This window comes from Kribbella sp. NPDC050241 (assembly GCF_044459685.1).
Lineage (GTDB): Bacteria > Actinomycetota > Actinomycetes > Propionibacteriales > Kribbellaceae > Kribbella.
Map to the genome: position 1 here is coordinate 1647831 of NZ_JBITJE010000001.1, position 13264 is coordinate 1661094.

The window sequence follows — 13264 nt, forward strand, 5'->3', positions numbered from 1 at the left end:
GCGAGGCATGCCAACAGCAGCCGCAGAGCTTTCTCTGGCACGCGCGGCTGCAGTGTGATCGGCCAGCAGATGTGCGACACATCTCCGCCAACTGATGCGCGACAGGCTGGGCGTCCGGCGACCGGCTGAGGGAGCCGGCCAGCGCAGGGAGCAGCCGATGTGCGGATGCTGGAGCGCGTCATGCACCAGCCGGGTAGTGCCGCCTTGGTCACAGGCAGCGCCGCAAACTATTCAGCGCGCTTCCAACTCGAAGAACAGGAAGCAGATGAATGAGCGACCGTCCGCCTTGGGGAGCAGTTCCGCTGGAGTGTTGGCCGCAGGTGGTGGCTCAGTGACCGTCTTGATGGCGAACCCCGCGTCGATGAACGTGTTGATGACGTCCTGCAGGGGGCGGTGCCAGTAGGTCATCCACACGGTTCCTTCGCCGAAGTCGTAGTCCTCGGAGTACTGAGTGAGGGCGAAGTAGTCGGCCTCGGGGTACACGATCGCGTAGACCGTGGGATGGATGATCGAGACGATGAGCCGGCCGCCTGGTTTGAGCACACGCCGCAGCTCGGCCAGTGCCGATGCCCAGTCCTTGACGTAGTGCAAGGACAGTGATGCGACGACGCGGTCGAACGCGTCGTCGGGATAGGGAAGGGGCGCACCAAGGTCGGCGACTTTCACGTCCGCGTCCTCGCCCAGCCTCTCGCGGGCGAGTTCGACCATGGCGGGGCTCAGGTCGAAGCCGGACACGGACGCATCCTTGCCGCGCAGAGCTTCCATCAAGGGGCCTGAACCGCAGCCGGCGTCGAGAATCTCCAGGCCCGCGACGTCGCCGGCGAGACGAATCATCTCCGGACGCGCGTAGTAAGCGTTATAGAGGTTGTTCTCGTTGCTGGCCGAGTACGCGGCCGCGAAGCTGTCGTAGTCAGCGACAGAGGCAGGGGACTTGCTCACCGAATCGGGCATGACAGGTTTCTACCCCGGGGGCGCATGAGCGCGCCAACCAGGCAGGCGGTCCAGTCGGGCGACGCACTCATCTGCCGCGATACGCGCTTCCGAGTGACTAGTGCAGAGAAGGTGCCACGTGATCCAGGTCGGTCATCGAACCTCCTCGTCGCCACGGATCGCGGGGCCGCGATACCTGCGCTCCGATCCGCACGATTCCAACGATGCCGTCTCGCACGCGGGCTGCATACGTGCCCGATCGGCGAAGGCCGGACTCCATCGTTGCCGGGTATCGGCAACCTCGCCGATACCCGGCCGACCGAAGGGCGGGCGTATCTTCATCGACGATGACGGAGACGTTTCCCGAGGTCCGCCTCAAACCATGCCCCCTGCTCCAGCCCGAATCTGAAACTGGTTGTTCACCGTCAGCATCAGCTACCTGACAGGTCAGCTCTGCCGACCTCCTTGTAATTCTACTCCTTCGAAACCATCGATATTCCACCCATTGCAAGTGAGAACATCCGGACAAGCGCCGCCCGAACATCCGGATCACGGTCGAGTCGCGCCAATGATTCAAACCGCGCCGGATCGAGATCGATCGTGGCAACTCCGCCAGCGTCGGCGTCACCAGCGAGCGAGAACATCACGAGACACCGATACGATCGCACAACGCCGCCTCTCTCCTCGCGCATCAGCGACTGCAGAAACACCCGTTCTTCCTTGACTTGGCTGCGCAGTGCGTCCGTCGACGTCCAGCGCGTTCCCCAGCCTCGAGCCTCAGCCTCGGCCTGAATTTCGATTAGCGTATCGAAACCGATCTCACATATTCGGAAGTCGGCGTCACCTGAACTGATCATCGGCATCAGGAAAGCTACTCCCCGAGGTAGATCTGGATATTAATTCGCGTATTGGGATCAATGCGCCCACTGTTGATCCTCGCTTGAAGTTCATCCCAACGGTGATGCCCTCCGAGGATCTTGCCGTTGCGAAGAGCCACAATTCCCTCTCCCTGTGCCGCATTGTTGATCTCTTCCAGGAGCATATCGTTACTCAGGTACTCGTGATACCACTGTGAAGATGGATCACGGGTGGACTGACCCTCGGTGTACTTTCCCGCGAGCTCCCCCGCTTTCTCTTGGCGTGTCGAGTACTTCGGACTGGGTGGCTCTGACCCCGTTGAGCCCGGGCTGTAACTCTCGCTGAGGAGTCGTCCCCAGTCATTGCTGAACCGCTGCGTTCCAGTTGCCGTGACTGCCGCGCCTGCAGCACTGATTGCTATGCCCCCGACGACGGCGACCGCCCCGGGTGGGCAAAGGATTCCCGCACTACCGCCGCAGACGACGGTTCCGCCCCCGGTCAGGGAGCCACCGGCCGCGGTGACGACGGCGCCAAGGCCCATCCAGCCGATGTCCTTCAGGATGTTTCCAAGGGCTTCACGATTGACGTCAACGTCACCGCCAGAATCTGGGTGGCTGCGCAACCAGTCAGCTGGAGCATCGCTCGGCCCACTCTGTGTCTGAGCAGGCGTGAGGGTGGAGCCAGTGGTGCCCGGCGCCGTGATTGTCGGGGTCCCCCATGATTCCCGGTTGCCGTACCCGTCGACGGCGTAGTGACCGGTCAGTTCGACACGGCTGATCGGGTTGCCGCCGCCGAACATGTACCGGTTGGTGTTCCATGGATCCATACCCAGCGAGAGGTCGGACAGAGCCCCTTCGAACATGTCGCGGGTGAGGAACCGGTTGAGGCCGGGGTTGTACTCGCGGAACCCCATGTCGTAGGTGCCGGTGGCGCCATTGAAGCGCTTGCTGTTGAACCGGTAGGGGTTGACGATGTCGGCGTCTTGGTTCGCGTTGCCGGTGATGGCGTCGTCGCCGGTGGTGCCGGCCTGGTCGGCCTGGCCGTAGGCGGTGTAGCGATAGGTCGATGTCGTCGAGCCGGTGGTGGCGTCGGTGAGGGTTTCGACGTCGCCGTGCGGGTTGGTGCCGTAGAACGACTTCTTCGTTGTGGTGGTGTTGACCGGGGTGTCGACCAGGGACAGGTTCTCGCCGCCGGCGCCATAGGCGTACGACTTGGAGACCTTCCAGGTCCCGCTGGTGTCCTTTTCTTCCTCTGCTGCGACCTGATCGGCGAGTCCGACGAAGGTGTAGCGGGTGGAGACCGAGGCGCCGGCGCCGACCTTCTCGGACTGGCTGGTGACCCGGTCGAACGGGTCGTAGGTCGAGTTCCGGGTGAGGGTCGGGGTGCCGGCGGTGTCGAACTTTTGCTGGCGGACGAGGCGGTCGTAGCCGTCGTAGGCGTTCTGCTCGACCACCTGTGCACCGACATCGGCGGTGGTGGAGCGGCCGAACGGGTCGTAACGCTGGTTCAGGGTCGTGGCACCGGTGACGGTCTTGGTGAGGCGGTTGCGGTCGTAGGTCATCGTCGACGTGGTCGCGCCGATGGTTTGTTTGGTGGTGTTGCCGGCCGCGTCGTAGTCGTAGGCCTCGCTATACGGCGGCGACTCCAAGCTGCGGATCGCTTTGCAGGAACGAGCGATTGGTTACGTGCTCGCGGTGGCCTGCGACCATCAGATCACCACGCCGGCCGGCAAACACCCGGCCAAGACCCTGGCCCGCCGGCTGCCGTCGCGGGCCTGGAACCGACTCAGCGCCGGCGTCGGCGCGAAAGGGCACCGCTGGTACGACTGGGCCCTGATCGACATCGCGGTCGCCGACGCCGAAGGAGGTGGCACTGTCGGCGGTCAGGCGCTGCTGGTCCGCCGCTCGATCAGCACCGGTGAACTCGCGTTCTACCGCTGCTACACACCTACCCCGGTCCCGCTGGCCACCCTCGTCGCGGTGGCCGGGCGCCGGTGGACGATCGAGGAGTCCTTCGAAGCAGGTAAGGGAATGACCGGGCTGGACGAGCACCAGATCCGTCGCTGGACCTCGTCGCACCGCTGGACAATCCTCGCCATGCTCGCCCATGCATTCCTCGCCGTGATGACTGCCACCGCACGAGCCGAAACCCCTTCACCACAAGGGCTCATCGCGCTCACCGCCAACGAGATCCGCCACCTGTTCACCCGACTCGTCAACCACACCCAACACGGCATCCGACACCTGCTGCACTGGTCACGATGGCGACGCCGCCACCAAGCCCGCGCACGCGACAGCCACCACCGCCGTCAGACGGTCCAGCTCGCCTGATCACGAACTACGGCTGGAGTACTAGGCCGATGGTGGGGTTGTCGAAGAGCAGCCCCCACCAACTCCCACTCGGTGCAGGGATGAGCTCGTCGAGCCGCAGATCGTCATCGTCGTCGGTCACGAAGGAAGTCTGGCAGAACCTTCGGCCGGTTCACCGGACGGCCGTCGACGAACCTCAGCCTGACAAGCCACCATCGGCTCCCGCATCGAGCGGCCAGGCCAACGCCGCGCCGTCAACCCGACACGACTACGACGTCAACGTTCGTTGGAGAACCCCACCGCAAGTACGGTGAGTCAGTTATCGAATAGCACTATCAATCGGCACGTAATCCCAGCTCGCACCGTCGTCGACACTGCGGTAAAGGTGACCGCCGGGAGCAGCACCTGGAATCTTGAACGCGTTGTTCGTGGTCAACCAGACCGTCCCGCCCGCGACCGGGTCGATCCGAGTGATGAGCTGCTTGGCCGGCAGCCGAAGGTGGCGGCGCTGCCATGGGCCTGCCGGGTCATCGGCGACGAAGAGGTCGTGGCCCGCCGCCGTCCAGATCCGCCCGTCCGCCCCCCACGCCGCCGGGTGCGGTCGGCGCGAGCGCACTGGCACCATCGGCAGCCGGTACGGACCAGCCCAGTCCCGCGACCCGACACGCCGGTAGACGTAGCGGCCCTCCCACTTCGGCCGCCGAGCCGCGTCCCGGCCAGAGAGGGCCGACAACACCAGCAGGACAGTTCCATCCCGGCCCATCACCGGTTCAATCCGGCGTTCCGCGTTGACGGGCAGCCTCGGCGGCGGCTCCAACGCCTCCGGCTCCCAACTGACGCCCGCATCCACGGTCCGATACAGGACGTTCGCCCCGTTTCCTTCGGCTGCCACCAGCAGCCCGTCGGTCGCCGACTGAAAGGTCACGTCAACCACGCCAGAACCTTTCACGCCCGCAAGGCTGTGCCAAGTCGCGCCACCGTCCCAGGTGCGTACGAGATCGGTCCGCGCCATCCCGGGCATCCCGCTCTGCTGGTGAACATATGCCCTCAGCCACATCTGCCCAGGTGTCAGGAACCCTGCCCCAAACCCATTAACCGGAGCCTGTGCCAACGTCCAGCTGACACCGGCATCCTCGGTGCCGGCCAGGAAGGCGTCCGGCCCAACAAAGGGATCATCGGCGGCGTGGGGTTCCGGCCGGTAGCCATTGATGTCGTCGCCCTGCGACACTGCCAGCGCAAATGCGGCCCGACGCTCGTCGAACGCGGTCAACCTGCCGTAGAACAGACCCCGCCACGCCAACTGCGGACGCCAGGTCGCGCCGGCGTCCTGAGTAAACAGCACCCGGCACTGTGCCGCTTCCAGGTCCACGACATAGGCCCACCCGGCCGTCGGTGAGGCGAATGCCGTGTCGCCGACCACGAATCCGGCCTCGGGAGGCCGTGACTTCGCAGCGGCCACCTCCACCGGCGCAGGCGTGCCCGGCATCGGTTGCCAACCCGGCTCCACCATCGGCCCGCCTCCCTGAGGACATTGGTCCTGCCTCTGCCTTCCGACCGCCAACGTCGTGAGCCCGGACATGCTACCCGGCCCTTCTGGTCCGCCGCCGAGCGGCGCTGCTGAGGTCACGCCGACTGCACCGCGGCGATATACAGCTCACGCGTGAAGTGGCGTGAGCCGCAGGCGAATTGCGACTACCCAGGGAAGTCCGTCGGGAACAGCGCCGCGATGTCCAGCCACTTCGCCCAGTCGGCGCCGGTCTTCATCTTGCGCACCTCGGCCTCCAAGACTCGGTGCAAGTCCTCCACACTCACTCGCTCATTGCCCACAGCAACCTCCATCGGATCCGAGCGTCAGCAGCTCAACGGTCGAGGCTGATCGGCTCCTGTCCTGGATCCGGGATTCCAGGGCTGTGAAAGGTTTGGAGTGGCGCGGGATACCTCGTGTGTCGCTCGCCGGCTGGACGCGCATGGTGCGACGTACCGGCGAGTCGACGTGCAACTTCGGACGCCGCACTCAGGTGGTCGGCACTCCACCCCAGGGCATCGGTCAACTCGTCGAAATGTGTCGGGAGGTTTGTGCGTACCCACCGTGCCTGGAGTGGCCTCGATCCGCCGCCTGGTCTGCGCAGGTAGGTCAGCTCGAGCTTGGCGACCTCACGTCTCGGAACAAACAGCCGACCGTCCAGGATGAGTCCGCCCACCGCTTCCTGCTGTCTTCTAGCCACTTGGTCCGCTGACCACGCGAGCTCGTCCATCACGTCCAGGATCCCCGCCGCAAAACGCCGATTCGGTACCAGCTCGACTGATGGCAACAGAGTGCCGTCAGGTCGTACGACGCGGTCAAGCGCAGCCTGTAGATCGAGAAACGCGCCCTCGCCTGGCGTGTTACTCCCCCCGCTCAGGTCGGACACTCGGCGCCGCCAGGACTCGCCGACCCTGACAGCGCCGGCATCAAACGCCCGCAACTCGGCTTTGAGAACCCTCAGATCGCGTCGCTGGCCAGCATCGAGATCAGCCGCAGGCGCTACGAGCAGTTGGTCGGCCAGATGCCACACGTGACCGCACACGGTTCGCAATTGCGCAGTCGTCGAGCGAAGATCCCGGGTCAGCAAGGTCCGCGGTGGCATGGATTGGTGCGCACGTTCCCACCTCGCGGCGTACCGAGAGAGGAGCGACAGGTCATCGACGGGCGCCGGTGGTCCGCCTGCCGTGAGACCACCGAGTGCCCCCAGTCCGACACGCCGAACGTCGGACTGCGCCAGGGACTCGAGTTCTGTCATCACGGTGAGGAGGTGGTGGTATCCGGGGGTTCTGGTGCGGATGTTGCGCAGCACCGCTCGCGTACCGATCAGCGCGATCGCCCCGAGTTCCGCCCTCGCGGCGGTCAGGTCGTCAGGCCGGTCCAGCGCACTCACGGTCGCTGGATCCTGTGTGGCGAGCAGGTCGCCCGCCGCTCCGATGGCCACGGCCAGGCGCCCAAGCGAGGTATCGGAATTCCGACTCGCTGGCCTAGTGGTGCGCCCGACAGTCCTGAGTCGGCGACGCAACCAGCGCAGGTGGCTCGCAGTCGCGGCTATGACTGCGTGCCAATCGGCCATCAAGCCGGCCTCATCCGCATATCTCCCGCGGTGCGCATTCACCGCCATGCGCCGGGCGGTGCGCAGCAGATCCTCATACGTCGCGCGCATCCCGAACCATCCGAATGTCCGCCGCCGCAGTCCGCAGAGCATCTCCCAACGCGAGCCGCCAGCTGAGCTCCTCGATAGCCACGTCCAGACCATCGACCGCGAGCGCAGCCTCCTCGAGCAGCGCAGCCGGCTCACCCTCGAGATCTCCGTCGTACGGTCCATACGGCACGACATCGAGCAACTCGCACACCCGATACCGGCTGAACGCCGTCATGGCCCACCGGCCATCGACAGCCGCCATCTCCATCGCCTCAACGATCGCCTCGGCCCGAGCCACCAAGTCGGCCGCTCGGCGGCGTTCGTCCTCGCTGCCCGGCAGTTTGCTGTCCACGCTGATTCCTTCCGTTGCGTCCTGGAGCGAGTGGTCCGAGGTTGAGCGCAACGAACCACGGCCGATCAACGGATGCCGCCGACAACCTTCCGGACCTGGCTCACAGCAGGCCACATCAAGACTGTGGGTGCTCCCGGCTGGGTGCGGATGGCGCTGCGCGTTAGAGCTTGGCTCACCATCACAATGGCCGGCGTTGCTCTTCTCCTTGCGCGGGGCATTTGCCCGAGACGCCGATTGGTGGGTCCTCGTACTCGCCGGTCTAGGCGCCGTCGCAGTCGTGGCCAGGTCCACACCCGGCTATCTGGTGCTGCGACTTGCCACCACCCGAGGATCACTGCGCAACTGGGTCGAGGAGATGCAGAAGTACTTTTTCAAGATCGGACCGGTCGAGTTGACCGACGGGAACCTACTCGCAGAGATCGTCGACTTCTTCGAGGAGGGCGTGGCGGCCGGCAAGGGAGTCCTGGAACTCATCGGCAACGACGTCGCACCCTTCTGCGACGACCTGATCAAGGACTCGCGCACCTACGCCGACATCTACCAAGAGTCCATCACCGGGAAACCCACCACAGCCGAGGACTAGACCGACTGGGCAGATGCCAGCCGTCTGTTGACGGATCCGGCTCCCCAGACAGTCGGGCTGACGAGCAAGGCGTGTCTGCTGCACCGGCTGGCACGCGGGCCTGGCGGATACCCGTCGATGTTCCTCTCGTTCATGGGCCGAGTAGGCCCACAGCGAATGAGACCACCAAAGACCGACAGCATCAGGGCTGAGACAGATTCGACCGCCATCAGCAGCTTGGCTCGAACGGTCAGCGGCATGGTGTCGGTGGGGCTGAAGGCCGAGGAGCAGATACATGGCCGGAAGGACTCTGGGGCACTGGGCGAACAGGTAGTTGAGAGGCCCGCGGGCTGTTCAGGTGCCGAGGTCGCGCGCGTTGAAGGAAGCAGCGCGCGCGACCGCCCCAAAAGTATCCCCGAACGGCCCAGCACCGGTAGGCGACCGACCGCATTCCCCGGGATCGGCGGGGTACCGAGGGCGCATGACAGTTCAGAACTCTGTGTGGCTGGCGACCGCGTCCATGCCGCAGTACGACGCACTCGACACCGATCTGAATGCCGACGTGCTGATCGTCGGGGGCGGAGTGATCGGGCTGACGACCGCGCTGTTCCTGCAGCAGGACGGTGCCGACGTCATCCTTCTCGAAGCTGGCCGGATCGGCGCGCGGACCAGCGGCAACACCACCGGCAAGGTGACGTCGCAGCACGGCGCGATCTATGCGAGTCTGCTCGACCGGCACGGGCGCGACACGGCGCAGCAGTACGCAGCTGCCAACCAGGCGGCCGTCGAGGACGTTGCCGATCTGGTCCGTCGTCTAAACATCGAGTGCGAGCTGAGCCGGACGCCGAGCTTCGTGTACACGACCGAGTCCGCGGACCTGCGGCGAGAATCCGAGGTGGCAGCGCAGCTCGGTCTGCCGGCACAGCTTACCGATTCTGCAGAACTGGCGCTGCCCCTGGCAGCGACGGCCGTCGTCCGCTTCGACAACCAGGTGCAACTGCACCCCAGCCGCTACCTCGCCGGACTGGCCTCCGCGTTCAGCCAGGCGGGCGGTCGGGTCTTCGAGCACAGCCGGGTGACAGAGGTGCGGGACGAGGCCGACGGCGTCGAGGCAGCCACCGAGCGTGGATGCGGCGTTCGTGCGTCCCACACGATCCTGGCGACCCTGTTGCCGATCGGGTCAGTGGGAGGGTACTTCGCTCGGACGAGGCCGAATCAGTCCCACGGAATCGCGGTACGTTTGCCGGTCGACGCGCCCGCCGGGATGGCGATCTCCGTCGACGAACGGGTGCGGTCGACCCGGCCGTGGCCAGGGGGTGGCCCGACTGGTCTCATCGTGGTCGGCGGTGATCACGAGACCGGTGACCAGACCGACACCGACGCGGCGTACCAGGGCCTGGTCGACTGGGTCGGCTCGTTGTGGAATGTGAGCGTGCAGCCGGAGTACCGCTGGTCCGCGCAGGACTACAGCACGCCCGATCTGCTGCCGTATGTCGGCAAGGCGCCCGGATCGCCCGTACTGGTTGCCACCGGTATGCACAAGTGGGGCCTCAGCAACGGAACCGTTGCCGCAGGCATCCTGTGCGACACGGTCCTCGGCCGCGACAATCCCTGGAGCAGCCTCTACGACGCCGGCCGCATCGGCGACGCACACGCGGTGGCACAACTGGTCAAGGACAACCTCAAGGTCGGCAAGGAATTCGCCACCGGTCATGCACGACGCATTCTCGGCGTCGGGATGGACCACGTCGAGGTCGGTGAGGGAGGTCTGTACGACGGCGACGAGCACACGGTCGGTGCCTATCGCGACCACGACGGCGCACTGCACACCGTCGTACCAGTCTGCACACACCTCGGCTGCCCACTGCACTGGAACCAGGCCGACACCACCTGGGACTGCAACTGCCACGGATCACGCTTCACACCCGACGGCGCGATCCTCGACGGCCCGGCGATGGCGCCTCTCGCGAAACCCGAAGACTGAGCCGATCGCCCCGTAGTTTCTCGGTCATACCGCGGGGCACCGGGGAGCCGGCGACGAGGCGGACACCGGTCCGTCAGGAGCCGAGGAACTCAGACAGCACGGACGGAGGGAACTCAGATGGGACACCATGAGGCGTCGACGACCGTCGACGTTGCCGCAAACATCTTGTTCGACTACCTGTCAGACCTCGACAATCTGCCCAGCTATCTCCCCCGGCTGACCGAGATACACCGGACCGCGCCGACGCCTGACGAGGCACAAGGCCTCGAAGCACGCCGCCCCAAGGAGCCCGTCCATGAAGAGGTCGACGTAGCCGCCACCACGCCATCGGGCGAGACCGTGCACAGTGAGGCCTGGATCGACATCGTCGAGGAGAACCGCAGTCTCCGCTGGGGCGCACCGGGCGGCAGCGACTACCACGGCGAACTCGACGTCGACTTCGTTGCCGACGGCACCTCCAGACTGACCGTGCGCCTGGATACCGAGCACGACACCACCGACGCCATCAACAGCCAACTCCACGAAGCCCTCGAGACCATCAAAACCAGCCTCGAACAAGCACCGCGGTCCTCAGCCGGCACAGAAGCCTGACCATGACTGAACTTCCTGAGGAGTTCAAGCGACCTGAAGGTGTTGATTTCGAACGGCGTGAGGTCGATGTCGATGCCATAGGCACACCGACTGTCGACGCAGTTGGTGCTCTGTCGCAGGCAATGGAGACCGTGATCCGCGCGCGCGGCGCGCTGTACGAGTTCCACCAACTGACCGGCAAGGCGGACAACCAGGTCGCCGAAGCTGTCAAGCTCTTGCGCACCGCCGGCCACGACCACGTAGCGGACCAGGTCGAGCGGGAGATCGCCGGACGAAACGTGAACGACCGCCGGTGGACCTTCCAGATCGTCGAGGACTACGAGCGGACATACTACGAACCATTCGTCGCCCGCCACCGCCAAGTCCGCGACCAACTGGTCGAAGGGCAACGCCACCAGCAGGAAGCGGAAATGAAGCAGAACCGCGCAACGCCCGGCGAGCCCGCACACGGCTTCTGATTACGTCCTCACGCGTTTGACGTCGTACCAGATCGCCTCTCTGCGTGGCGCCGGCCCGAGGTCGTGGGTGCGTACAGCGATGTCAGCATCACCACAAACAACCCACCGATGATGCTCAGCACTGCCGCACTGATCGGATGGCCCGCGACGTGCGCTGTGGTTCAGCGGTACTGGTCGATCAGGCTTGCTGCCATGGACTGGGCTCATTGCGCGGCTTCGGCCCTTGATGATCGGAGTCTTGCTACAGGTGCCCAGTGGGTGCTGATCCGCTTGGGTCATGGATGCTGGGCTCCGGCCGGCTCAGCACCTGCCGATCACAGCCATATGAGCGTCGTTCAGCCTCACTGTCGGGCCGATCACCAGGACCTCCGGTCGCTTCAGCGCCCGGTCACGGCACGGACCGAGGGCAGCTACCGGCGTGCGTCGCCGCGCCAGGTTCCGGTTTCGCTACACGGCTCGGATTGGAGGTCGGGCGTCTACTGCGGGATGGTGTCGGCCTTGACGGCGTTTCGCTCGCCGAGGGGACGAGGCTCCCCCGTCGTGGTGTCCCGCGCCGTCTGCTGCTCGGCCTCTGCGTTGATCTCGGCTCCGAGCAGTACGGCGTACGCGGTCAGCCACAGCCACAACATCAAGACCACCACTGCGGCCAGGCTGCCGTAGGTCTTGGCGTAGTTGCCGAATGTCTCGACGTAGATCGAGAAGCCGATCGAGGCGGTGAGCCAGATGACTGTGGCAACGATGGCCCCGGTGGACACCCAGCGGATGCGTGGCGCGTCCCGGTCCGGGCCCAGCCGGTAGGTGACGGCAAGCGCCACCGTGATCAGTACGACGGCGAGCACCAGCCGTGCGACCACCAGCAGGATCCGGACCGGCGTGGCGACATCGTTGCCGATCGCCGCGCCGGCCGCGAACAGGGCGATCGCCAGCAGGACGAAGACGATCGCGCCCAGCGTCATACCCAGCGCCAGGAGCTTGCGGCGGGCGAACCCGCGCGTCTGCTCCTCGTCGTACGCGAGGTTCACCGCGGTGAGCAGGTAACCCACACCTCCCGACGCGCTCCACAGCGCGACCACCACGGCGACCGCGACGCCGATCCCCAGCCCCTGCCGTGGCGCCGAGGTCAGAGCGTCGAGCTGCTGGAGCAGCAGATCGCGCCCTGACGCCGGCATCGTGGCGGTCAGATCCTTGACCTGGTTGCGGATCTGCGCCGGGTCCGCAACCAGGCCGTAGGCCAGCACCCCGGCGACGATGGCGGGAAACAGCGACAGGAAGCCGAAGAACGCGACACCGGCCGCAAGCAATGGGACTTGGTCGGCCTTGGCCTCAGCCCAGGCTCGCCGGATCACCTGCCACCAGCCGGCCGCCGGAATCTCCGTCGGCTTCGCGGCACCCAGTCCCGGGACGTCCGGCCGTCGCTCGCCGCTCATCAGCTCGACGAACCGGCCTGCCGGACGTTGTCCGCCGAGTCCTTCGCCCCGTCCGCGACCTGCTGAGCCGCCGAGCGACCCTCGTCCGCCACGTCGGTCGCAGCCTCGGATGCGGACTGCTTGACCTTGTCGACAGCCTGCTGCGCCGGCTCCTGCAGGTTCTCCTTGACCTCTTGAGCCACCTGTGCGGCCTGCTCCTTCACCGGACCCGCGGCCTCCATCGCTTTGTCCTTGGTGCCTTGGGCCAGCTCGCGTTCCCGCGTCGATGCAGGGAGCGCTGCGGCCGCGACCCATCCCGCTGCGAAGGCGATCAGGCCGGCGGCCAACGGCGTACCGCGAGTCCGCGCCCGGGCCAGGTCCGGTGCCGAACCGACCGCGTCACCGACCTTGCTGCCTGCGTCCTGCACCGTCGACACAGCCGAACCAGCGGTATCGCTCACGGATCCGCCGACCGACTCCGCCGAGCCCATCACGTGCTCCTTCAGCCGGTGGACACCGCCACGGGCGCGGTCGACCCGGCGGCCGACGACCCGACTGGGGCTGACCTTCTCGGTCAGGGCGTCGACGTCGCGACCCAGGTTGCGCCGGGTCTGCTCGATGTCGCGCTTCAGCTCTTCCGGGTCTTC

13 protein-coding genes are annotated in these 13264 nt (G+C 65.9%); 5 read left to right on the top strand and 8 right to left on the bottom strand.

The genetic code is table 11. The features are described from left to right. Window positions 1-231: 231 nt before the first annotated feature. The 3 genes from ACIBG5_RS07800 to ACIBG5_RS07810 all read right to left on the bottom strand — a co-directional run bounded on the left by ACIBG5_RS07800 (window position 232) and on the right by ACIBG5_RS07810 (window position 3436). Window positions 232-951, bottom strand: a complete 720-nt coding sequence (locus ACIBG5_RS07800) for a class I SAM-dependent methyltransferase (RefSeq protein WP_396390736.1) — start codon at window positions 949-951, stop codon at window positions 232-234. A 452-nt stretch (window positions 952-1403) separates the two neighbouring features. Further along, window positions 1404-1793, bottom strand: coding sequence for a hypothetical protein (locus tag ACIBG5_RS07805; RefSeq protein WP_396390737.1), 390 nt, complete (start codon window positions 1791-1793; stop codon window positions 1404-1406). A gap of 8 nt (window positions 1794-1801) precedes the next feature. After that, a complete protein-coding gene (locus tag ACIBG5_RS07810) occupies window positions 1802-3436 on the bottom strand; it encodes an RHS repeat-associated core domain-containing protein (RefSeq protein ID WP_396390738.1) in 1635 nt (544 codons plus the stop codon). 13 nt (window positions 3437-3449) lie between these two features. Between ACIBG5_RS07810 and ACIBG5_RS07815 the strand changes: the two genes are divergently transcribed. Then, complete coding sequence (locus tag ACIBG5_RS07815) at window positions 3450-4118, top strand: hypothetical protein (RefSeq protein ID WP_396390739.1); 669 nt, start codon at window positions 3450-3452, stop codon at window positions 4116-4118. 298 nt (window positions 4119-4416) lie between these two features. On the opposite strand, the gene ACIBG5_RS07820 is transcribed toward ACIBG5_RS07815, so the two are convergent. The 3 genes from ACIBG5_RS07820 to ACIBG5_RS07830 all read right to left on the bottom strand — a co-directional run bounded on the left by ACIBG5_RS07820 (window position 4417) and on the right by ACIBG5_RS07830 (window position 7616). Continuing rightward, a complete protein-coding gene (locus tag ACIBG5_RS07820) occupies window positions 4417-5607 on the bottom strand; it encodes a WD40/YVTN/BNR-like repeat-containing protein (RefSeq protein ID WP_396390740.1) in 1191 nt (396 codons plus the stop codon). Window positions 5608-5789: 182 nt separating this feature from the next. Beyond that, window positions 5790-5924, bottom strand: coding sequence for a hypothetical protein (locus ACIBG5_RS07825; RefSeq protein ID WP_396390741.1), 135 nt, complete (start codon window positions 5922-5924; stop codon window positions 5790-5792). A 1344-nt stretch (window positions 5925-7268) separates the two neighbouring features. Continuing rightward, window positions 7269-7616, bottom strand: a complete 348-nt coding sequence (locus ACIBG5_RS07830) for a hypothetical protein (protein ID WP_396390742.1) — start codon at window positions 7614-7616, stop codon at window positions 7269-7271. Between the two features lie 277 nt (window positions 7617-7893). Between ACIBG5_RS07830 and ACIBG5_RS07835 the strand changes: the two genes are divergently transcribed. The 4 genes from ACIBG5_RS07835 (at window position 7894) to ACIBG5_RS07850 (ending at window position 11211) form a co-directional block, all read left to right on the top strand. Continuing rightward, window positions 7894-8199, top strand: coding sequence for a DUF1048 domain-containing protein (locus ACIBG5_RS07835; protein ID WP_396390743.1), 306 nt, complete (start codon window positions 7894-7896; stop codon window positions 8197-8199). A gap of 460 nt (window positions 8200-8659) precedes the next feature. Continuing rightward, window positions 8660-10162, top strand: a complete 1503-nt coding sequence (locus tag ACIBG5_RS07840; RefSeq protein ID WP_396390744.1) for an FAD-dependent oxidoreductase — start codon at window positions 8660-8662, stop codon at window positions 10160-10162. 117 nt (window positions 10163-10279) lie between these two features. Further along, a complete protein-coding gene (locus tag ACIBG5_RS07845; protein ID WP_396390745.1) occupies window positions 10280-10753 on the top strand; it encodes an SRPBCC family protein in 474 nt (157 codons plus the stop codon). A 122-nt stretch (window positions 10754-10875) separates the two neighbouring features. After that, the gene (locus ACIBG5_RS07850) at window positions 10876-11211 is read left to right on the top strand and encodes a hypothetical protein (RefSeq protein ID WP_396390746.1); all 336 of its coding nucleotides are present in this window, start codon (window positions 10876-10878) and stop codon (window positions 11209-11211) included. 476 nt (window positions 11212-11687) lie between these two features. Here the strand turns inward: ACIBG5_RS07850 and ACIBG5_RS07855 are convergent, their stop codons facing one another. Continuing rightward, a complete protein-coding gene (locus ACIBG5_RS07855) occupies window positions 11688-12638 on the bottom strand; it encodes a YihY/virulence factor BrkB family protein (protein ID WP_396390747.1) in 951 nt (316 codons plus the stop codon). Beyond that, the coding region (locus tag ACIBG5_RS07860; protein WP_396390748.1) for a DUF3618 domain-containing protein at window positions 12638-13264 on the bottom strand (627 nt) is incomplete at its 5' end. The genes ACIBG5_RS07860 and ACIBG5_RS07855, both read right to left, overlap by 1 nt.